This window comes from Paenibacillus sp. VT-400 (assembly GCF_001029205.1).
In the GTDB taxonomy this organism is placed as follows: Bacteria; Bacillota; Bacilli; order Paenibacillales; family Paenibacillaceae; genus Paenibacillus; species Paenibacillus amylolyticus.
In genome coordinates, this window is the sequence record NZ_LELF01000065.1 from 1 (window position 1) to 20,795 (window position 20,795).

21 protein-coding genes and 1 rRNA gene are annotated in these 20,795 nt (G+C 47.3%); 2 read left to right on the top strand and 20 right to left on the bottom strand.

Going from position 1 to position 20,795, the window contains the following annotated elements; all coding sequences use genetic code 11:
• Together EL84_RS09715 and EL84_RS09720 are read right to left on the bottom strand one after the other, a co-directional pair.
• Window positions 1-1,008: ribosomal RNA gene (locus EL84_RS09715) — 16S ribosomal RNA — on the bottom strand; the annotation flags it as partial.
• Between the two features lie 456 nt (window positions 1,009-1,464).
• Window positions 1,465-2,343, bottom strand: a complete 879-nt coding sequence (locus EL84_RS09720; protein ID WP_047841553.1) for a nucleotidyltransferase-like protein — start codon at window positions 2,341-2,343, stop codon at window positions 1,465-1,467.
• Window positions 2,344-2,465: 122 nt separating this feature from the next.
• On the opposite strand from EL84_RS09720, the gene EL84_RS09725 reads away from it, so the two are divergent.
• Window positions 2,466-2,846, top strand: a complete 381-nt coding sequence (locus tag EL84_RS09725) for a DUF2614 family zinc ribbon-containing protein (protein ID WP_047841554.1) — start codon at window positions 2,466-2,468, stop codon at window positions 2,844-2,846.
• Window positions 2,847-3,110: 264 nt separating this feature from the next.
• Here EL84_RS09725 and EL84_RS09730 read toward each other — a convergent pair whose 3' ends face one another.
• From EL84_RS09730 to EL84_RS09810, 17 genes are all read right to left on the bottom strand, one after another.
• Window positions 3,111-4,841, bottom strand: coding sequence for a glycosyl hydrolase family 18 protein (locus tag EL84_RS09730; RefSeq protein WP_036667993.1), 1,731 nt, complete (start codon window positions 4,839-4,841; stop codon window positions 3,111-3,113).
• 140 nt (window positions 4,842-4,981) lie between these two features.
• Window positions 4,982-5,404 (bottom strand): peroxide-responsive transcriptional repressor PerR, encoded by a 423-nt coding sequence (gene perR / locus EL84_RS09735; protein ID WP_026081471.1) that lies wholly within the window; start codon window positions 5,402-5,404, stop codon window positions 4,982-4,984.
• Window positions 5,405-5,592: 188 nt separating this feature from the next.
• The gene (locus tag EL84_RS09740; RefSeq protein ID WP_047841556.1) at window positions 5,593-6,984 is read right to left on the bottom strand and encodes a DUF4097 family beta strand repeat-containing protein; all 1,392 of its coding nucleotides are present in this window, start codon (window positions 6,982-6,984) and stop codon (window positions 5,593-5,595) included.
• A gap of 26 nt (window positions 6,985-7,010) precedes the next feature.
• Window positions 7,011-7,604, bottom strand: a complete 594-nt coding sequence (locus EL84_RS09745) for a hypothetical protein (protein ID WP_053061441.1) — start codon at window positions 7,602-7,604, stop codon at window positions 7,011-7,013.
• A gap of 146 nt (window positions 7,605-7,750) precedes the next feature.
• A complete protein-coding gene (locus EL84_RS09750) occupies window positions 7,751-8,461 on the bottom strand; it encodes an MgtC/SapB family protein (protein WP_017692302.1) in 711 nt (236 codons plus the stop codon).
• Between the two features lie 32 nt (window positions 8,462-8,493).
• Window positions 8,494-8,958 carry a GNAT family N-acetyltransferase gene (locus EL84_RS09755; protein ID WP_047841557.1) on the bottom strand — a complete coding sequence of 155 codons (465 nt, stop codon included), beginning with the start codon at window positions 8,956-8,958 and terminating at the stop codon, window positions 8,494-8,496.
• A gap of 96 nt (window positions 8,959-9,054) precedes the next feature.
• Window positions 9,055-10,494 (bottom strand): Asp-tRNA(Asn)/Glu-tRNA(Gln) amidotransferase subunit GatB, encoded by a 1,440-nt coding sequence (gene gatB / locus EL84_RS09760; RefSeq protein WP_047841558.1) that lies wholly within the window; start codon window positions 10,492-10,494, stop codon window positions 9,055-9,057.
• A gap of 26 nt (window positions 10,495-10,520) precedes the next feature.
• The gene (gatA, locus tag EL84_RS09765) at window positions 10,521-11,978 is read right to left on the bottom strand and encodes an Asp-tRNA(Asn)/Glu-tRNA(Gln) amidotransferase subunit GatA (RefSeq protein WP_047841559.1); all 1,458 of its coding nucleotides are present in this window, start codon (window positions 11,976-11,978) and stop codon (window positions 10,521-10,523) included.
• A gap of 27 nt (window positions 11,979-12,005) precedes the next feature.
• Window positions 12,006-12,293, bottom strand: a complete 288-nt coding sequence (gene gatC / locus EL84_RS09770; protein ID WP_047841560.1) for an Asp-tRNA(Asn)/Glu-tRNA(Gln) amidotransferase subunit GatC — start codon at window positions 12,291-12,293, stop codon at window positions 12,006-12,008.
• 205 nt (window positions 12,294-12,498) lie between these two features.
• Window positions 12,499-12,882, bottom strand: coding sequence for a hypothetical protein (locus EL84_RS09775; RefSeq protein ID WP_024631336.1), 384 nt, complete (start codon window positions 12,880-12,882; stop codon window positions 12,499-12,501).
• 131 nt (window positions 12,883-13,013) lie between these two features.
• Entirely contained in the window at window positions 13,014-13,244 is a 231-nt protein-coding gene (locus tag EL84_RS09780) for a hypothetical protein (protein WP_179088694.1), read from the bottom strand.
• Window positions 13,237-13,572 carry a YxlC family protein gene (locus EL84_RS09785; RefSeq protein ID WP_047841561.1) on the bottom strand — a complete coding sequence of 112 codons (336 nt, stop codon included), beginning with the start codon at window positions 13,570-13,572 and terminating at the stop codon, window positions 13,237-13,239. The genes EL84_RS09780 and EL84_RS09785 overlap by 8 nt, the downstream gene beginning before the upstream one ends.
• Window positions 13,573-13,574: 2 nt before the next feature.
• Window positions 13,575-14,105: an RNA polymerase sigma factor SigY gene (gene sigY, locus EL84_RS09790; protein ID WP_047841562.1), complete on the bottom strand. Its 531-nt coding sequence runs from the start codon at window positions 14,103-14,105 to the stop codon at window positions 13,575-13,577.
• A 104-nt stretch (window positions 14,106-14,209) separates the two neighbouring features.
• Window positions 14,210-14,455 carry a hypothetical protein gene (locus EL84_RS09795; RefSeq protein ID WP_047841563.1) on the bottom strand — a complete coding sequence of 82 codons (246 nt, stop codon included), beginning with the start codon at window positions 14,453-14,455 and terminating at the stop codon, window positions 14,210-14,212.
• Window positions 14,456-15,063: 608 nt separating this feature from the next.
• On the bottom strand, window positions 15,064-15,696 hold the full coding sequence (locus EL84_RS09800) for an MBL fold metallo-hydrolase (RefSeq protein WP_036607016.1): 633 nt from the start codon (window positions 15,694-15,696) through the stop codon (window positions 15,064-15,066).
• A gap of 6 nt (window positions 15,697-15,702) precedes the next feature.
• The gene (locus tag EL84_RS09805; protein WP_017692292.1) at window positions 15,703-16,272 is read right to left on the bottom strand and encodes a thioredoxin family protein; all 570 of its coding nucleotides are present in this window, start codon (window positions 16,270-16,272) and stop codon (window positions 15,703-15,705) included.
• A 2-nt stretch (window positions 16,273-16,274) separates the two neighbouring features.
• Window positions 16,275-16,889: a DedA family protein gene (locus EL84_RS09810; RefSeq protein ID WP_036607012.1), complete on the bottom strand. Its 615-nt coding sequence runs from the start codon at window positions 16,887-16,889 to the stop codon at window positions 16,275-16,277.
• Window positions 16,890-17,049: 160 nt separating this feature from the next.
• On the opposite strand from EL84_RS09810, the gene EL84_RS09815 reads away from it, so the two are divergent.
• Window positions 17,050-17,397 carry a hypothetical protein gene (locus EL84_RS09815; RefSeq protein ID WP_047841564.1) on the top strand — a complete coding sequence of 116 codons (348 nt, stop codon included), beginning with the start codon at window positions 17,050-17,052 and terminating at the stop codon, window positions 17,395-17,397.
• Between the two features lie 621 nt (window positions 17,398-18,018).
• On the opposite strand, the gene EL84_RS09820 is transcribed toward EL84_RS09815, so the two are convergent.
• On the bottom strand, window positions 18,019-20,622 hold the full coding sequence (locus EL84_RS09820) for an O-antigen ligase family protein (RefSeq protein WP_047841565.1): 2,604 nt from the start codon (window positions 20,620-20,622) through the stop codon (window positions 18,019-18,021).
• Window positions 20,623-20,795 lie beyond the last annotated feature (173 nt).

Consider the following 20,795-nt stretch of genomic DNA (forward strand, 5'->3'; position numbering starts at 1 on the left):
GATGTCAAGACCTGGTAAGGTTCTTCGCGTTGCTTCGAATTAAACCACATACTCCACTGCTTGTGCGGGTCCCCGTCAATTCCTTTGAGTTTCAGTCTTGCGACCGTACTCCCCAGGCGGAGTGCTTAATGTGTTAACTTCGGCACCAAGGGTATCGAAACCCCTAACACCTAGCACTCATCGTTTACGGCGTGGACTACCAGGGTATCTAATCCTGTTTGCTCCCCACGCTTTCGCGCCTCAGCGTCAGTTACAGCCCAGAGAGTCGCCTTCGCCACTGGTGTTCCTCCACATATCTACGCATTTCACCGCTACACGTGGAATTCCACTCTCCTCTTCTGCACTCAAGTCACCCAGTTTCCAGTGCGATCCGGGGTTGAGCCCCGGGATTAAACACCAGACTTAAATGACCGCCTGCGCGCGCTTTACGCCCAATAATTCCGGACAACGCTTGCCCCCTACGTATTACCGCGGCTGCTGGCACGTAGTTAGCCGGGGCTTTCTTCTCAGGTACCGTCACCTTGAGAGCAGTTACTCTCCCAAGCGTTCTTCCCTGGCAACAGAGCTTTACGATCCGAAAACCTTCATCACTCACGCGGCATTGCTCCGTCAGGCTTTCGCCCATTGCGGAAGATTCCCTACTGCTGCCTCCCGTAGGAGTCTGGGCCGTGTCTCAGTCCCAGTGTGGCCGATCACCCTCTCAGGTCGGCTACGCATCGTCGCCTTGGTGAGCCGTTACCTCACCAACTAGCTAATGCGCCGCAGGCCCATCCCCAAGTGACAGATTGCTCCGTCTTTCCAGTCCTCTTCAGGCGAAGAAAACAATTATTCGGTATTAGCTACCGTTTCCGGTAGTTGTCCCAAACTTGAGGGCAGGTTGCCTACGTGTTACTCACCCGTCCGCCGCTAAGTATCAAGAAAGCAAGCTTCCTATCAACTCCGCTCGACTTGCATGTATTAGGCATGCCGCCAGCGTTCGTCCTGAGCCAGGATCAAACTCTCCAATAAAGTATTGAAAAGAGCGATAAGCTCATTTTGAATCTGACGAGATTAAAAATCTCATTTGTGCTCCAGCCGATTCAAGCCAAGGCTTGTCTCAAACTTTCGCGTTCATTCTGCAAGCAGAATGTTTACTCACTCGTTGTTCAGTTTTCAAAGATCAAACACGATTTGTTTTACTTTTTTTCGTCTCAACCAAGTTTCGGCGGCGACTTAAATAATGTAACACATTTCGTTTGTTTTCGTCAAGAACTTTTTTTAAGTTCTTTTTTGAAGCTTTAGTTCTTCACTTTTCCTCTGAAGAATTTATCGTTTGTTGACGATAATCTCGTTTGAGGAACGAAATATAATGTATCATATATCGTGAATGAGAGTCAACATCTTTTTATAAATTATTAAACAAACAAAAAAGGAAGGTTTCCCCTCCCTTATGTGATCAATATAATGTCAGGCCTCTGGAGAAGGTTATGCCTCAATCCAATACCGAATTTCCCGGCCCTCTCCTCCGATTGATGGCCATCCTGCCGATTCTTTTACAATAGAACGAAAGACCAGCTTACGTATTACCAAAGGCAGATCTTCTCGAACAAATCTTAACTGCGGATGATGAACAAGTTCATTCATGCTCCACGGCTCCTTGCGACTTCTTAACACACGCAGCAGCAGTTCTGAGCACTCACTCATTTTGGACATTACGGAAAACTCACAGGCAAGCAGGACAAGCTCTACTCGCTGCTCCAGCGTCTCCGAGCTTACGGTAAGCTCTTGATATAGTTTCCATAAAGCGCGATCCAGATTCTGTACATGTGTCCAGACGGCATGATCCGGGTATATCCCCTGTTCAATCAATACAATTCTTGCCCAGTTCCCCAGAGCCTCTAATACATTGTAGTAGGCGTCTACAACATGACCTTCCTGAATATGACGTTTGGCCTCCACATACATTCTCAAGAAACTGGTGAATTCATGAAGCAGCTTCTGCTCACGCAATTCTGCCCCAAAGGCAGACAGTTCTTCTCGCAAATCACTTAAGGCGCTGTCCGCTTCCCAGATAATTTCACCTTCAATCAGACACTGGGTGAGATTATTATGATTCCCGGTTACTACACTACTCTTTAATTCATGACGGCTCGCATAGATCATCTGATAACGAAGATCACCATATCTGTAATGTCCCACCGTCGACTTCAATTGATCATCATTATGAACAACAAGTACTAATAATTCGAAATCTTGAATTAGGGAGCCGTGGAATCGCTCTCCCGGGTGGGAAAAAGCGATAGCCCCAACTGCCCCTGTCTCTTCCGACTGTTCGGACAAAAAAGCAAGGTTCTTTAATTCCACGATTCCCTCCATACATTTCATGGCAGATAAGCGCCAAGTCAGTTATAATGTAATTCTACATCCAGACTGAAGTTTCCTTCTTTTCCAGGTCCAATACTACTCATACGATAGGAGCATTTTTCATGATTTTTAAATCAGCAAAAATTAATGCTTTTCGCACTTGGGGATTACTACTGACCATGCTAGGTATGGGCCTAATGATACTGGGAACAGCCGGGATTGTTTTCTGGGGACATGCAGGCAAGGTAATCGCAGCTGTAGGACTCGTCATCGGACTGATTGCCATGATGGCCAGTCTAGCCATTTATTTCTGGGCGGGTATGCTCTCCACCAGTGCAGTACAAGTCGACTGTCCGGAATGCGGGAAGTTAACCAAAATGCTTGGCAAAACGGATCGTTGTATGTTCTGTCATACCATCCTCACCCTGGACCCTAATAAAGCCAACATGACCAGTCAACAACTGAAAGCGCCTTCTACACATGCTCCCCCCACCGATGGTTAGCACAAAATGGTCTCCAACCGTTAAATGTCTTTTACCTTAGTTTCATTGAAGAACAAAAAAAAGGCCCGGTATGTTTACCGGACCTTTTTGGACTTGGCTTATAAGTGAGCCCTTATTGCTGTTATCAATAGCTAAAATATGAAGTTAAGTTATAAGTTCTACGACCAATAAAACGGTAGACTGCACGTATGATGGTACTCAAGGAGAAACTTTGAGCTTAGCGAAAATAAATTAAAGCAATCAGACACTCTGAGTTCGAGTAACTTATTTCTGGTAACCAGCCTGCTTTAATACCTCCCATGCAGAAGCATTAGCAAAACTCCGATTCCACGCAGCTACTCCGCCCAGCTTCAGCGAAGCAATCAAATCCACACGCGCCTGAAGGGACACGGCATCTTCGATCCATATTTTCTTGGTAGCTCCGTCTTCCTTATATTCCACATAGTTTTGTCCACTTGCCTGATCCAGTTCAGGTTTGAGTTTCTTCTCTTGGATCAGCTCCACAATGGCATTCATGCCCACCGCTTTGGAAGACACTTTAACCTCACCCTGATCATTCGTCTCTTCCGTCCATATCCGGGTATAGAGCGGAACCGCCATGATCAACTTGTTAGAAGGGACTTCATCCTCCTCAAGTATGCGTCTCATGGAAGCCTCGGTCCAAGGCAGAGATGCTACCGAACCTGCCTTAGGACTGGCTGCCCAATGTTCATCATAAGCCATCACAATAACATAGTCTGCAAAAGAACCTAATGCACGGCGATCCAGAAAGGCAGACCACATCTCACTGTTTGATTTCGGTGTTACATCGATTGATAACATCAATCCATGTATACGAGCCATCGCCTTGATCTCGCGCACAAACTGCGTAATATTCGGCCCGTCATCGGTATACACGTTCTCAAAGTCGATGTTGATACCATCCAGTTGATACGTCTGTGCATACTCCAACATCTGCTCGATAATATGCGTGCGTGTCTCGTAAGAAGCTACAGCTTCTTTTGTAACGTCCGGGTCAAAACTGTTATCCATGAGTCCCCATACTTCCATACCCGAACGGTGAGCCCAGTTCACATAAGCTTGGTTTCCCTTGCTTTTCACAGTGCCCTGTCCATCCGTAATATGAAACCATGTGGGGCTGACCACATTCACACCGGGCATTTTACCGATAGAACCCACATCAGGCTGACGATTGTACACGGCTTCCCAAACCAGATTTACCGGTTTATTCTGCCACTTCTTCTCTGCTGCAGTCAGCGTATACTTGGGCAAGTCCACCTTCTTTTTCTCAGTGAGGACAATATAATCATTATCTACATATCCGGCATATCCATTATCGAGTTGAACAAAACTCTGTTTATCACCCGTCTGCCATACACGTACCCGTGCATCCTTTTCCATGTCGGCAATGATTGGTGAGGATTCTCCCCCACGTTTATATAACGGCACCGTCTTGTCCGCTTTGGATGATAATGTATCAATCTCTGCATACTGAATCATGTCTCCTCCACGCATCAGCAGCACAGCACCTGTTACTGAATCTTCCTGTACGGTTATGCCATATACTTCTTTCAAAGGTTTGAGCGGAATATAGGCTTCTCCGTCCTTAACCTCAGGCTTAACTGTCATAGGATAATCTTTGTGATTAAGTTCTGCTTGTGTGCTTCCATCTTTCATATGAAGGACTCGCTGAGGAGACGCAATAATGATATCTCCCGATTCTGATTCATAACGTATGCCTGCATCAATCGCTTCTTGCAGCACATCTACAGGCAACTTGAGTTGATCTCCTGTACCCAGAGCGTCTCCATCCATCAGTTGGCCATCTACAAAAATAGGCTGGCTTCTTCCTACCCAGTCGGGGTCTTCATGGGTCTGGTTCAACCATACATTTGTTATAAGCCAGTAAGCCCCCCCGGCGATCAGACAAGCCCCGAGAAAACCAGGCCAAAATGAACGTCGCTTCTGACGTGTATATCTGCTTTTTCTACCCAAACGTCTACCTCCGTTAATTATGCTGATCATAAGGATGTGCGCATAAGTTGTTATAAAAATGAGCATTTTGCATAAATGCTAAAAAAAAACGTGTAGAATCCATACTGAATTCTGCACGTTAATATTGTAATTCAACTCTCTTAATCCCTGCAACTTTTGCAAACACCATATACTTCCAATCGGTGACCGTGTACTTCGAATCCTGTACTAGACTCCGCCTGAAGCTCTACACTTTTGAGTGAAGGATAGCTGAAGTCTTCAATCTTGCCGCATTGATCACAGATAACATGATAATGATCCGTCACATTGGCATCGAAGCGACTTGAATTATCTCCGTATGTCAATTCCCGGACCATGCCAGCTTCCAGAAACATCTTCAAATTATTATATACCGTTGCCACGCTCATACTGGGAAATTGGGGTTCAAGGGCTCGGTAAATTTCATCGGCTGTCGGATGCCCCATGGATTCCATCAGATAGTTCAATATGGCATGACGCTGGGGTGTAATACGGACACCGGTCGTTTTCAGATGCTCCAACGCATGTTGGACACGTGTTGCCATAAAACCCACCGCCTTACCTTTCATTCTCTGGTGAAGAGTAAGTTACTGTCTCCTCGCTCAGAGTTGATTCCCGGCCATTAAGAACGACAATCCATCTTTCATGCCGTGTAATCTTGCCAGTGTACATTTATTGTACGGCGATTACAAGTTTATTGTCAACGCGGCAGTCAAGGAACCTCTGTAGAATCCTACTGGGAATTTGGTCCGTCCTCGGTAGTCTGTTCCAGATTCTCAGCCGCCGTATCTTCAGAATCAGGTGTAACTGTTTCAGGCGTAGACACAGCCGGGTTGCTCTGAATGGTGAGATCACTGTTGCCTTCAATTTTCACCCTGTACTCGCCCTCACCGAGCTGGCCTTCTATGGTTTTATTCTGTACTTTGAACGGCAGATCCGTACTTAGATCTCCATAACTGCTGGAACCCGCAAGACTGTAGTCTCCACGATCAGGAAGTAATACGTTAATGGCTCCCACCGCACTGTACACATCCCAGTCCCCTCCAACTTTGGTAGATACGATGTTAATACTGCCATTAAGTGATTGGGCTTTGATTCCCAGATTGGCTCCATCCAGCGTAATATTGCCGTTGCGTGTCTCTGCGATGAATTCACCAACGGAGTCCGCAATACTGATACTTCCCACTTGTGTAGCAAGATCTACATCGCCGGAAATACCGCGAGCCTTCATATCTCCACGGTTACTGTCCAGATCGACATTACCAATGGCGTTGGCTACAATGACATCTCCGTTCAACGTTTTCCCGGAGATATCTCCAACAGCATTGGTAATCCGGATACGTCCGTTACCCGTTTCAGCCAGTATGGTACTAATGGCTTCCGGACGGTTTAATAATATGGCTCCATTGGAAGTTCGAATATCCAGATTAAAACGACGATCATCCGGGATCGTAATGGTAAGATTCATCCGTGGCTGCGTTTTTTCATTGTCTCCATACGTCTTGCCTGTAGCTTTGATATAAATCACTTTTGTACCATCGGCCTCTACAAAAGAGGCTGCTGCAACGGCCTTTGCCTGTACTTCCGTCGTCTGATCTACCCAGATCACCGTTCGTACTTCAATCTCATCCGTATCTCCGCGTTGTACCGAGATATCTCCGTTGACACCTTCGACCACAAGATCTGACGTATCCATGCGAACAGGTACACGAATCGTGCCCTTATCCTCCATATATCCTGCCGCTTGACTGTAGTCCATGGATGCAGCTCCAAGATTTAGACTCACTCTATTCCACAAATGCATGTAGTGATCCTGCTCGGTGACGATAAATACGGAAGCTGCCAAAATCAGTGAGGTTAGAATGCCTTTGGCATCGGGTCTGAAACGTACTTTGATTTGCTCATCAGGATTGCTCGGGTTATCCGATTGCACCTTGTTTCTTCTGCGTGTCCACAGGAACAGCACAATATATTCAACGCCTAAAACAACGAGCAAAAATGGCCACCAGTCCACCATTTCATATACGTAGTCCGTTCCCCACCGTTTATCCAAAATCAACAGCACACCGACCGCTATGATTAAGGCGGCAGCCGTATAGCGGCCAACCCGGACTTTACGGTTCATCACGTTCCCTCCTTGTGTCGTTTCCACTACATTTTTTTCTTGTTCAACATCACCCAGAACTCACGACCAAACAGAAGCAAACCGCCTACGATCATGAGAACCGCAAATGAATATCCGCCGTACATGGCGAGAAGCTCTTGAAACCAACGTGGTTTGCGGAAAAAAAGTACCATTAAAGATCCTCCCACAATCAGAAGTAATCCAAACGATATGCCTCTCTCCCAGACCATCATTGCATCTCGTGTAGAACGTTCATTGGTTATCGGCTTGTCCGAAGTTGCCTGGGTTACTGCTCTACGTCTGCGCATCATGACCCAATCTGCAGATTGCAACACATCATATACATTGTAAAAGTAAATAACCGGAATACACAAAGCCAGTAAGATGAGCAATGGCACATTAATCTGTATACCAATAGATGAGAAGTACAACACTGCTGACAGATCAAGCAAAACAAGCAGCATAAAGGTCAAACCCCTCATGTACAATCTCAGATAAATATGACCCAGACCAGGAATAATGGCACTCAGTAATCCCGCAATAAACTTGTGAGTCCGATTTCTGACCGGTTTGGTCTGAACTGTACGAGTATTTTGGTTCAATTGACGTCTCCGTTTCATAACATACTCCTTTCTTCTGATCTGACCTTCCGCTCTTCATGCATTTGGTTAGATAGTACCCTAAAGAGCAAGGAGAGTAACTGGAAGAAATATGGATATGACCAAAAACCCTCCGGCACTACTGGCCTGGGGAGGGTTGTAATTCATTATTCGATCGACACCTTGGTAACGTGTTCCCATTGTCTTAACTTGGATACCAAGCCTACCGTTTGGAAATCATGCGGTACCTGAACATGTAACACAATCTCAATTTTACGTTCAACCGACACCATCTCTGCATAAGCCAAGTCTTGTTCATTCACGGTAATTTTACGAATTTTGATCTTCTCCTGCTCCATACATGAAGACAGTTGTTCGAGAAAACCGGGTTCTGACAAGGTATGAAGTGTAACAACATGCAGTTTGTTCCCTCGTAGATACCTTAGCTCTAATTTGTTAAATACCCAGAGATTAAGCAATACCAGAACGGTGGATACGATAGAGGCAAAAAAGAATCCCGCACCTGCTGCGAGCCCAATGGCTGCAACAACCCAGATTGAAGCAGCTGTAGTCAGTCCGGTAATGGATTTTCCCGTGAAGAGAATTGTCCCTGCTCCCAGGAATCCGACACCAGTAATTACAGCAGTAGCCAGACGCGCTGGATCGATCCTTACATTTAATTCATTAGCAAAATCTTTAAAGCCATAAACAGACAACATCATAATCAGTGCAGAGCCAAGACATACCAAGATATGGGTACGCAAACCGGCAGCATGATTGGACCGTTCCCGCTCCAGGCCTACGAGCCCTCCAAGCAGCATAGCCAGCAATAATCGTAATAAAATGTGCCACTCATCAATGAACCAGGGATCGCCCAAAGTCGGTATTCCTCCTCAAGTTGTTAATATTATTAAAGTTTATTCTTGTGAAAAGTCGTTAATTCCACTCCAGGTGCAATCTGTGTGACTTCCACAGGCGTAAAACCAAATTTGGTGTACAGATTCACTGCGGGTTGATTCAGCGTTCCTGTGGAGACGATATAACGCGGAAGATCCGCATGATGTTCCAACACATACGTCATCAAAGATGCCGCAATTCCCTTGCGAAAGTGATCCGGGTGCACCATCATTCGTGTAATGGTCAGTGTATTCTCCTCTTCCTCCGCTACAGCGACAGCCCCGATAAGCTCTCCGTCATCATGGATACAACCATAAAAACTCTCTCCACAATCCCGAAGTGTCTCCATCGTATCCATCAAAGGAGGAATCTCCTGAAATCCGATGATTTCAGCTTCCAATCGATAAGCTACATGTTGTAGTCTCCATAACTGTCCCAACGTCTCCAGATCACTCAGTGACAATGGTTGAATGTTCATATCCGTTCCCCCGTCCGAAATACATTTGTATCTATCAATACCAAAAAGAGGCTGTCACAGGGACGAGCCTCTTTCTGTCCGGCCTCACCGGAAGGATTAGCGGTTCAGTACATCTGCAAGCAGTTGGTTGGCTAGAGCGGGATTCGCCTTGCCTTTACTTTCTTTCATAACCTGACCAACAAGGAAGCCAATGGCTTTTTGTTTACCAGCTTTATAGTCTTCCACGGATTGAGGGTTATTGGCTACAACCTGCTCAACGATGGCAAGAATGGCGCCTTCATCACTAATCTGCACAAGACCCTTCTCTTCAACGATCTGCTGTGGAAGCTTGCCGCTCTCCAGCATTTCCTTGAATACCGTTTTGGCGATTTTGCTGTTAATGGTGCCCTTCTCCAGCAGTCCGATCATCTCACCCAAACCTTGACCTGTCAGTGGAACCTGAGTCACCTCAAGATTGCTCGTATTCAGGTAACCCAGCAAGTCGCCCATGATCCAGTTGGATACGGACTTCGCATCCTGAGTGTATTTCAGACTATCTTCAAAAAGATCTGCCACAGCTTTGGAGGAGGTAATAACCTCTGCATCATAACTAGGCAATCCATAATCAGCCGTGTAACGCGCCTTGCGCTCGTCTGGAAGCTCAGGTATGGTAGCTCTGATCCGCTCTTTCCAGGCTTCGTCGATATGCAGCTTCACGAGATCAGGGTCTGGGAAATAACGGTAGTCATGCGCTTGTTCCTTGCCACGCATCGACAGTGTTTTCCCTTGAGCTTCGTCCCAGCGACGCGTCTCCTGAACCACTTCACCGCCATCATCCAGAATCTCAGCCTGACGATATTGTTCATATTCCAGACCACGCTGAACACCACGGAAGGAGTTCATGTTTTTCAGCTCGGCTCTCGTTCCCAGCTTCTCCTGTCCATGTGGACGCAAACTGATGTTGGCGTCACAACGAAGTGATCCTTCCTCCATCTTCACGTCCGACACATCACAGTACTGCATGATCGCACGCATTTTTTCAAGATACGCACGCGCCTCTTCCGGAGAAGAAATCTCAGGTTCGGATACAATCTCAACGAGTGGAGTACCGACACGGTTAAAGTCCACCAAAGAAGCGTATCCGCCATCAATATGTGTAAGCTTCCCTGCATCTTCTTCCAAGTGAAGACGCGTGATGCCGATTCGTTTCGTCTCACCATTCACTTCGATATCAATCCAGCCGTTCTCACCGATAGGTTGATCAAATTGCGAGATCTGATAGGCTTTTGGTGAGTCGGGGTAAAAGTAGTTTTTACGGTCAAACTTGCTGACATCAGCAATCGTACAATTCAGGGCCATCGCGGCCTTCATGGCGTAGTCTACCGCCTGACGATTCAATACAGGCAGTACACCCGGATGTCCGAGACAGACCGGGCAGGTATGCGTATTCGGCGGAGCTCCAAAAGCTGTGGAGCAGCCACAGAAAATTTTGGAGTTGGTATGCAACTCCACGTGGACTTCAAGTCCAACGACCGTTTCATATTTAGATGCGGACATTTCTATATTCCTCCGTTCCGGGCAGTCTACAGCTGCGGACGCTGCTTGTGGAATTCTGTATTTTGTTCAAACGCATGCGCTACACGCAATACGGTTGTTTCATCAAAGGCTTTACCGATAATCTGCAGGCCAACAGGCAATCCATCCGAGAATCCACATGGAATGCTAACAGCAGGTACACCAGCAAGGTTAACCGGAATAGTCAAAATATCGTTCAGATACATCGTAAGTGGATCATCCACCTGTGAACCCAGTTTGAACGCCGTAGTTGGCGCAGTTGGTCCGATAATCACATCATATTTGGCAAATACATTGTCGAAATCCTGTTTGATCAAAGTACGTACCTTCTGTGCTTTCAGATAATAGGCATCATAGTACCCCGAGCTGAGTGCATACGTTCCGAGCATGATACGTCGTTTCACTTCTGGACCAAAGCCTTGACTGCGGGACTGATGATACAGATCCAGCAAGTTGTCTGGATTGTCTGCACGCACGCCATAACGTACACCATCAAATCGAGCCAAGTTGGAAGAAGCCTCTGAAGATGCCAGCAGGTAATACGTAGCCACCGCATATTCGGTATGCGGAAGGGATACTTCTTCCCATGTTGCCCCGAGCCCTTCAAGAACTTTCAATGCAGACAAAACTGTCTCTTTCACTTGTGGATCTACGCCTTCACCAATGTATTCTTTCGGAACGGCAATGCGAAGCCCTTTAACATCACCTGTCAGTCCACTCAAATAATCCGGGATCTCTACTTTTGCAGATGTCGAATCTTTGGCGTCATAACCAGCAATGGCCTGCAATACATAAGCAGAATCTTCAACATTTTTCGTCAAAGGACCAATCTGATCCAGGGATGATGCAAATGCAACCAATCCAAAGCGGGAAACAAGTCCGTACGTCGGCTTCAATCCAACAACACCGCAATACGAAGCAGGCTGTCTGATGGAGCCACCTGTATCTGATCCAAGCGTGAAGTACGCTTCTCCCGCAGCCACAGCTGCTGCCGAACCACCGCTGGAACCTCCTGGAACACGATCAAGTGCCCATGGATTACGTACAGGGGAGAAACTTGAATTCTCATTGGAGCCGCCCATGGCGAATTCGTCCATGTTGAGTTTACCAATAGTTACGGTGTCCGCAGTTTTCAATTTCTCGACAACTGTCGCGTCATACACCGGGTCGAAATTACGAAGGAATTGGCTACCACACGTCGTGCGCAGTCCGTTCGTAACGATGTTATCCTTAATACCTACAGGCAGACCAAAAAGCAAACCTTTCTCCTCGCCGCTAACCAGACGGTCATCCAGTTGACGTGCACGAGCGCGTGCTTGTTCTTCATCCAGTGCCAAATATGCCTTAACTTTATCGTCATGCGCGCCAATGTTCTGATACGCCTGATCCACCAAATCGCTGACCGACAGCTCTTTGGCATGCAGCTTGTTATGTAACTCAGGCAACGATTGTTCAAATAAACTCACAGTTTTTGTCCTCCTTCCGGTTATCTGTTATTCCATTACTGCAGGCACTTTAAACTGCCCGTCTTCTTCTTCCGGTGCATTGCTCATCACCTGTTCAATCGACAGGCTTTCTTTGGTCTCATCTTCACGCATAACATTGCTTACGTGCAGAACGTGGGTGGTGGGCTCGATGTCTTCTGTATCCAGCTCATTCAGCTTTTCTGCATATTTTAAAATCGCGTTCAGCTGACCTGTCAGGGTCTGTTCTTCTTCAGCAGTCAAGTTGAGCCGGGCCAGCTTGGCCACATGCTGAACGTCATTATTCGAAATACTCATTAGCGGATGCCTCCTTCATTCGTTCTGATTCCCGAAACGACCTGAAACGAATCGCTCGTTTAACGGGCTAAAGTCTCAAGATAACTTTTTTCATTATAGGTGAGATAGTTCGACAATTCAATGCAAATGACCTGACAGGCTTCCGGGAAGCTAAAATCAAACTTATAAAATAAAAAAGAGCCGGCATCAGCCGACTCTTAAAATTCTAAATCCATGCACGCAGATTAACCTGCTTTATAAAATCCGCCTGTGACATAACATCGTTCGCGGTTTCCTCTTCCTCTTCCACAGCTTGAAAATCTCCGTTCATCAGATGATGAAACAGCTTCTCATTGTGTGTCGCAAGGGCGTAATCTATCAACGCTTCTCGCTCGACCCGCTCAGCTTCCTGCTTCAGCAGAACCTCTTCCAGATCGACGTCGCCGGATGGAACAAAAAAGTTCCGGTTTACCTGCGGCACTCGAAGCACGTAATCGAACGCATTGTCCGGATTCCGGTCATAAGCGATGATGAAACCATATTCCCCCACAGGAAGATTCTGCTCAAACGCATCCGCGACGATGACAACCTTCTCTCCTAATCGCAGCATCGTCTAACCTCCTGGTAGTCTATCATTAATATTTATTTGTATAGTCTACTAGAAAAGAATAACGATGTCTAGGAATACTAGAATTAAACAACATATTTGTGCAAAATCTTTTTTCCATTTTTAAAATGATGTTATTTCTGATTCCGTACACCTGGCTTGCGCTGTGATCGAATCACGACAAACCAATATATGATGAGCGGCGTGGGAAATCCTGTGATGCCCCATAATCCCCATAACCAAGGGAAACGTCCACGTCTGCGTGCGTCCTGAAAAATCCATGTGCCCTGAACCAGAAGAAAAATGCCAAGCAATGTAAGCCACAGTGGAGAAATCTCATCCAATGAATAATGCATTTTATTCATGATGAACCTCCTTCCGGCGCCGTCCGGCCCAGATTACAACCAAAATCACCGCAACAGCTGTACCAAGAGCCTGAATTCCCAGATATAGAGCTGGAGCAGATACGAAAAATAATGCCCCAAAGGTAATGGCAAGCAATCCAACCAACCAGAAACATATCATCTCGATCCAATTGGCTCGACGTCTAATCTGTCTCCGTTCCCTGACTTGGGCTTCAAGTGCACCCAAAGAAGGAATACTTGTCGGCTCAAATGCATCATCCAGCACTTTCATGTGTTGCTGCAATCGTTCTACAACTTCTTGTTCTTGTGCATCATCTGATCTGCTCATCCTTATTCCAGCTCCTTTCTTAACTGACGGAGACCATAAGCTGTGCGTGACTTCACCGTTCCCGCAGGAATACCCAGCATTTCCCCGATCTCGTCATATCCGTATCCATAATAATGCTTCAGTAGCACTGCTACACGATGTTCGGGTGTCAGTCTTGTCATCGCATCCATGACATCTGTCCATTCTTCATTCCGAGTCTCAAGCTGCCAGCGGAATCGACGTACAGCCTGATCCCGAATGAGAGAAAGCCAGTTCTGTTCTCTCTTCTTACGTCTTGTCTTATCGATATAGATGCGAGTCGCAATGGTGATCATCCATGATGAAAAGGCAGACGTGCCATCATATCGATGGATATTTTCCATACAACGAATCATCGTATCCTGCACCGTCTCTTCTGCGAGGTTAGCGTCCATCGTCACTTTGACAAGATACTTATACACAAACGTGTAGTGACGTTGCAACAACGCTGCGAGTGCGCTATCGTCTCCCGATACTGCTCTGCGTACCTCTTCCAGCTCAGCTGCCTTTATCATGAAATCACCTGCTTCCCGTTCAATCTGGAGGAGTTAATACGACAGGCTCTGCAAAAACGTTCAATGAAATCAAAAAAAATTAAACCCGACAATTTCCCGGGCAATCAGACTTGATTCCGGTAATCTCGCAGCTTGTCGAACCACGGTTGGTGGCGGGCTCCGTTTCTTAAAACACGGCTTGTCCATATATTCTGCTGAGACTTCATCACTTCATTGGTCACGCTGGGGTTATGTATTAAAGCTCGCTCAGTACCTGTTTCTCTTTTCCCACTTTCCAATATGCGACGGTTTTCTTCAATGATCGGATACTCGACACGCTGATTCAACGGAATAACTCTTGTTTTCTCCACTTTGATATTCCCCACTCTCATGATCTATATAAGTTGAACCAAAGATTATTTACACTGACACTACGATGATAGAATAACCTTCCAATCGCTGTTATCCCCAGATTTTTTGATTCCCTTTTCTTAAAGGGAAAATCCGGGGATAGCGTATGCTTCCAATGCAGCTTTCTTTCAGAAAGCTTTTAGGCGAAGTGTATGCTTTCGAAGTTGCTTTCTTGCAGAAAGCTTTTAGCTTCGCTTTTACAGGTTTTTTCTGTCCTCTCCGTTATTGTGTTAATGATTAGTTCAACTTATATAATATTTTCTTAAATTCTTTTTTTCTAAATCAATCTGTACTTGCTGCTAACTTGCTATTGGTCTCAAACTGTCTTGTGATGAAGCGCATCTTGCATCTCTATGTAGCGTAATAAAGGCTGATTTTGCGATAAAAAGGGGCTGAAAACAAAAAAAGAACGCAAACCGGGTATAGACCACAGTCTGCGTGCTTCGCGAGGTTGGGTGTTTCTTGGTAATGCTTCAGTTAGATGATGCCTTAACGCTTGTAACAACTAATTGCTATTCTAATGAAAAAGTTGTCACTTGTCCAGACTTTCTTCACATATCATGTCGGATTATCTTGCGGACACGTAAGGATTGTTCTGTTTCTCATAACCAATGGTCGTTTTGGGACCATGACCTGGATATACTTTCACTTCATCAGCAAAGGTGTAAAGCTTGTTCTGGATTGAATCAATCAGATCCCGTTCACGCCCTCCTGTCAGGTCCGTTCTGCCCACACCCATGCGGAACAGCACATCACCGGCAAACAGGTCGTTATCACAAAGCAAACTTACACTGCCTGGTGAATGTCCAGGTGTATGGAACACTTTAAACGTATGACCAATCAGATTCAGCTTCTGCCCTTCGTCCATGGCATATTCAGCAGGATCTGTCGAAAGCGGTGGTGTCGCCTGTGGCCAATTCAAAGATCCATTTAATTTCGGGGTGGTGAGCCAGTCACTCTCCAAGTCATGAAGATAAACGGGACATCCCTTCAATTTACGGATCTCATCTACCCCGCCCATATGATCAAAGTGAGCATGAGTGAGGAGAATGGCTTCAATCTCCAAGTCTTGGATCGCCTTAAGCAGCGGCCCTGGATTCATGCCTGGATCGATAATGACGGCTTTGCCCGGATCATCTCCTTGTAGAAGATACGCGTTGGTCTGAAGCGGGCCTAGTGTAAACGTACGAATGTTAAGCATATCGGCTTAGTAACCCGAAATCAGTTCACGCAGCTCACGGATAATGGCCGCATGTGACTCCGTTCCTTCCCCATAACGTTTACCAATCTCTTGACGCGCTACAGCCAAATTTTCTTGATAATCTGCTGCTTCACGATCCGGATTAAGGCGTTTGAATTCAATCATGACTTCCTGTACATGCTGCGGACGAGGTCCCCACTGACCTAACACATGACCACCTGTATCTGCAAAAATAACGACTGGCACGGAACGGCCACCCATCGTCAGGAATTCATCCATCACTTCCGGATGGTTCTCCATAATCAGAACTTCTGTTGGAATTCCTGAGATTTCAAGCGCCTGGAACACAACCGGAATATTACGGACAACATCCCCGCACCAGTCAGCAGCCAGAATTAACACACGCAGATCATCGCGATGGTTCAGGCTCTCAAAGAACTCACGATCCTCTTCGTTCGACCAAGTAAAGCTATCATAGTTGGCCTGGAATTCACTTTGGTTCTTGGTCATACTCTCGATAAAATCTTTCGGTGGAAGACCTTTACCGAATTTGTGAGACAAGTTGGGTTTACCCATAACTAGACACTTCCTTTCTTTTTACGAACATTCATCCATTTAATAAGTACATAAACGATCATAAGGGCGAGAGCGACAAGCAAAATAGGCATAACATACGGTGCCGCTTTCTCATCAATATGCTTCCATTGATCTCCAAGAATCATCCCTAAATATATAAACAATGCAGTCCAAGGTATAACAGCGAGTGTAGTAAGCAAGATGAATTTGCCTGTGTGCATTTTCGTGATGCCAGCCGGGATGGAGATTGCATGTCTTACCACCGGAACAAAACGAGCCGTGAAAATGACACCTGTACCATACTTGCGAAACCACTCCTCGGAATGGTCGATGTGTTTTTTCTGGATGAGTATGTATTTACCGTAGCGTTCAAGTACAGGTCTGCCGCCATAACGGCCAATCCAGTAAATAAATAACTGGGCAATCACACCGCCCACCGTACCAAAAATCATAGCACCGAAGAAGTTGATATTACCTTGTGAAACGAGAAAACCTCCATACGCCAGCACAATTTCGCTTGGGATAACTTCCAACATTAATCCAAGCATGATTCCAAAGTACCCAAGACTTTGAATCCAATCGAACAATTGGCCAACAAGGTTATGAATAAAGTCCATCTCAACCCTCTTTCTCCATCCTGATTGGCGGTGCCCCTCCGCACCATGGATGTTCGTCCCTATTTTATCACAGGGCTGTGGACGTTGCTACATCACGAGGTTAGGATAGTGTCCCGTTCGCAGCAGTCCGCATATGGTATGGGGAGAGGAGCGTGAGAAGATGTCACACAAGTCAATACCCGGTACTCCGCCGGTCAAACATACGCAATCTGGTCAAAACCTTCCTTCCGCCAGAGGAATTCGCAGAGCATGCAGCAAGGAATTGTACCGGACAGCCAAAAGGCTAAAAGTATATGTCTCTCCCGAACGGATGAAACAGGCGGAAGAATATTATTACGGTAAAGTGATCACAAATCTGCTCTGGATTGGGGAGAATCGCGACAACCGCAAGAAATTATGTGAGTGGTGGAACAAGGATGTCAGTGCAGAGATCGCCGCGATGTGGGAAGTAGACGTCGAACCATTAAAAGATGCGTTTCAGCACGCATTTGGCGGTTATCGTCTGTAGATTATGGAGGAATGAGGCAGATAGCTGTGTCTTCAAACCTACTGAAAGACGGAGCAATGGTTGAAGCTAATCTGATGTTAGGAATAGGTAAGGGCACTGTGTCCTTAAACGTGTGATGTTAGTGCCTCCCTTCACGTACGAGCAAGCGATAGAGACAACATAAATGCGAATTTCTCCCTTATGATGTAACGCTTCGCTCTGGGCGGAATTCAGGGTCGTCCTCTGGCTTGCGGATCGTGCAGAGCATGGAGCCGACCACCATGGGGAGCATGAACATAAGCTCAGAGTATATTTTCATGCTCATGCTCATACTCAAGCCCATGAGCGGTAACGAACTGAGACGTCTTATTCAAGGATTTGAAGCACTCTTAGAAATCTAAGGAATCTGAGACACGTTATATCGGAATTTTTGGACACTTATTGGGTTTTTGTTAAGGAAATAACGTGTCTGATGTTCCTTACAATTTAAAATGAGGAGCTAAATGTCAAATAAGACGTCCTGTGTTCCTTAGAAAATCGCATACCTATCAGCCAGGAGCAGCCAGCTTGGACTCCCAGAATTTTTAGACGCTGACATCCATCATCATTTCGCTTGGGTTAGCGTCAAGATCCAGCAGCGATTCAAGGACTCCGCTTGGTCAACTCTGAAGTAAATGGAGGAGAAAAAGCTGAAGCAAGCCTGCGCAGGTTCTCTCCATAGCCTGGAGCATGTTCTTCCAGTACAAAGCGACGATCATTGCGAACGTTTCCTGCTTCCACTTCCTCAACCAGCAGTTGATACTGTTCATACATCTGTACACCAGCGGCGGCGGTCTGTCGAGCTCGATCCGTGAATCCTGCCTTCCATTCCCGCCGCGCTGCCTGCTCCATCCAATACAAAGCCGTGGATTGGCCAATGCCATCATACCGATTCAATGCGATCGCTTGTTCAAAATATTCTCCAGCTTGCTGTCCTTCGCCGAATTGGGCTGCCAATCGTCCCAGTTCGATGTAAATCTGAGGGTGCATTGGGGAATGGGACAGGCTGTTCAAAAGAAGTGATTCTGCTTCTCGTCCCGGGAGCGTTCGCGCAAGAGATATCACGATATCCGGTCGATTCGGGTTAGACTGAAGGGCAGCCATAAGATGCACCTTCTGTGCTGGAGTGCCATCCGGTTCAGACATCGCCTGACGGTACTGCACTTCTGCTACGGCATATCGAGAGGTCAGCCAGACTGTTCCCCCAATCCAGAAAAGGATGATCATCACTGTGGATACCCTTATTAGCCGAGCAGTTACTCGCTGAAAAATATGAAAGAAGGAACGCATCGGGACAGCTGATGGGTGGGATTGGGTTGATAAATATCGCAAGAAAAGAGATCTGGATTTAGATCTCAATTTAGATCCCGATTTGGATCTGATAGGAGTGTATTTCACAGTTACGCCGTATCGCTGGACCCCCTCTGTTTCCGTCTTCAATGCAGTTGCCCAAGCACCGAGCCAGATGAAGAGCATCCAAAATAATGTGAAGCTCCAGTCAAAGTCCATCGCCCCATGCAGGCCAAAAATAAGCACAGAAGGCATGAGCTGCGGTGCAAAATGAAAGATGCTTCGCAGGGTGAGGAGAAACCACCCTGCGACAAGCAGGATGCCGATCATGCCCGTGTCCAGGGCGAGATCGAGCAGGCCGTTGTGAACCTCGCCTCCAACATAAGGCGAGGATTGAATGGCGCGGAACATGTTGCGCCATGTATCTCCCCCGTGGCCGAGCCATGTGGCCTCGGTCCACAGCTGGAGGGCGTCCCGCCACATCTGTAGGCGGGACACCCCAGTGCCGACACCCGCCGCGAGGCGACCGGCGGTGGAGGCCACCACGGCCATTAGTGCGGCGGCGGCTCCCGCCAGCACAATGGCCGTCAGGACAGCGGCGCGTGGAGCCTTGGCGGCGCCGCTGTGCCATAGACGGCACAGCAGCAGCGTGCCGAGCAGCGCAGCTGCCCATGCCCCGGCCATGGCCAGCAGGCCGGGCACGGGTGCAGGCGCCAGCTGGGCAGCAGCCAGCTGGCGGTACAGCCAGGCCGCGCACGCCAGTGGCACGGCCGTGGCCAGCAGCAGCGGCAGGCGGGCACCGCGCCGCTGCAAAGCAAAGGCGGCGACCGCGGCACAGCCGGTCGCCAGCCAAGCGCCGCGCGACTCGCTCAGCAGGAGCGCGGCTTGCGCGGGCATGAGCGGCAGCACTGCCGCGATGAGTCGCCCGGCCGGCACAGGCCGGGCTATGACTCGCGCGGCGGCTGTCAGCCGCTCCAATGCATACATGCCAACAACGGCACCGTACGCATTCGGGTACTGCAATAGTCCGCCGAGCCTTGCTCCAGCGGAGCTGATCTCGGGGTCAGCAGTTCGCATCACCCCGAAGGGCAGCGGCAATATCCCGCATACGGCAAGGATGCCGCTTAGCACAAGCAAGCCGCCTGCCATCTGCCAACCGCAGGCTAACCAACGCGCACCATTCGTGCGCGCAGCCAGTATTGCGGTGAGCAGCGTAAACATCCCAAGCAGGCTCCACCGCAGCATTTCATCCATGCTGCCCTGTTTACTCACCGAGCCTGCCCACGCATGTACCCCAAAACATGTCATCATCCCCAGCGGCCACAACACCCGCAATATTCCTTGGATTCGAATCATTCGCCAACCCATTCGTTCATTGTTCCCTAGCCAATGTACCGGTGACAGAGGTACTTGTTTTCTTCCTTGCTCCTGCTCCTGCTCTTGCTCTTTCTCTAGACGAATACCGACAAGAAATAGCACAATCATGATCAATATGCTTCCTGCTGCGATCAGAATGACTGGATACAGATCAGCCGAATAGTACAGCCCACGACTCAGACACCCTGCGAGTAGCAAAACAATTATGACTATGGCCAACCCAACAGTACATCCCGAACCTAAAATACGTTCACTCCTCAAGGTCCAAGAAAAACTCCCTGACGCATCGGTCTGAATAGCTCCATTTGGATTATTTTTATCATCTTTTTTATACGTATCACGTTTGTTGTATGTATGTTCCCTATTATATGTACTGTCTCCACTATCCCTAATGTCCCCATTACATAAGTCCTTGTTATCTACAGATTCTGTACCATTTGCGTGGTGAGACCGTTCAAACGCCTGTTTCACTATTACCTCGTTCGCCGCATACCCTCGTCTATCCCTCACAACTCCCTTATCCATTGTCCTATTCTTCATCTCTACCCTCCTTCCACCGCTCCATATGCATAACAAAAAGACAGAAGATCCCGATAACGGGTCCTTCTGCCTGATATACATCTGACAGTTATGATGTTGCTTGCTACGCAGTATGTGCATTGAATATCATTTTACATTCAGGGACCCTAATTGCAGTATGTCCCTGGATTGGC

Coding starts and splice junctions, on each gene's coding strand:
- EL84_RS09755 (WP_047841557.1), bottom strand. CDS start 8,958: ATGAACATTCAACCATTGTCACTGAGTGATCTGGAGACGTTGGGACAG.
- EL84_RS09805 (WP_017692292.1), bottom strand. CDS start 16,272: ATGGGTAAACCCAACTTGTCTCACAAATTCGGTAAAGGTCTTCCACCG.
- EL84_RS09810 (WP_036607012.1), bottom strand. CDS start 16,889: ATGGACTTTATTCATAACCTTGTTGGCCAATTGTTCGATTGGATTCAA.
- gatB (WP_047841558.1), bottom strand. CDS start 10,494: ATGTCCGCATCTAAATATGAAACGGTCGTTGGACTTGAAGTCCACGTG.
- EL84_RS09800 (WP_036607016.1), bottom strand. CDS start 15,696: ATGCTTAACATTCGTACGTTTACACTAGGCCCGCTTCAGACCAACGCG.
- EL84_RS09740 (WP_047841556.1), bottom strand. CDS start 6,984: ATGAACCGTAAAGTCCGGGTTGGCCGCTATACGGCTGCCGCCTTAATC.
- EL84_RS09785 (WP_047841561.1), bottom strand. CDS start 13,572: ATGAGCAGATCAGATGATGCACAAGAACAAGAAGTTGTAGAACGATTG.
- EL84_RS09725 (WP_047841554.1), top strand. CDS start 2,466: ATGATTTTTAAATCAGCAAAAATTAATGCTTTTCGCACTTGGGGATTA.
- EL84_RS09820 (WP_047841565.1), bottom strand. CDS start 20,622: ATGAAGAATAGGACAATGGATAAGGGAGTTGTGAGGGATAGACGAGGG.
- EL84_RS09775 (WP_024631336.1), bottom strand. CDS start 12,882: ATGCTGCGATTAGGAGAGAAGGTTGTCATCGTCGCGGATGCGTTTGAG.
- EL84_RS09815 (WP_047841564.1), top strand. CDS start 17,050: ATGTCACACAAGTCAATACCCGGTACTCCGCCGGTCAAACATACGCAA.
- perR (WP_026081471.1), bottom strand. CDS start 5,404: ATGGCAACACGTGTCCAACATGCGTTGGAGCATCTGAAAACGACCGGT.
- sigY (WP_047841562.1), bottom strand. CDS start 14,105: ATGATAAAGGCAGCTGAGCTGGAAGAGGTACGCAGAGCAGTATCGGGA.
- gatC (WP_047841560.1), bottom strand. CDS start 12,293: ATGAGTATTTCGAATAATGACGTTCAGCATGTGGCCAAGCTGGCCCGG.
- EL84_RS09780 (WP_179088694.1), bottom strand. CDS start 13,244: ATGAATAAAATGCATTATTCATTGGATGAGATTTCTCCACTGTGGCTT.
- EL84_RS09745 (WP_053061441.1), bottom strand. CDS start 7,604: ATGAAACGGAGACGTCAATTGAACCAAAATACTCGTACAGTTCAGACC.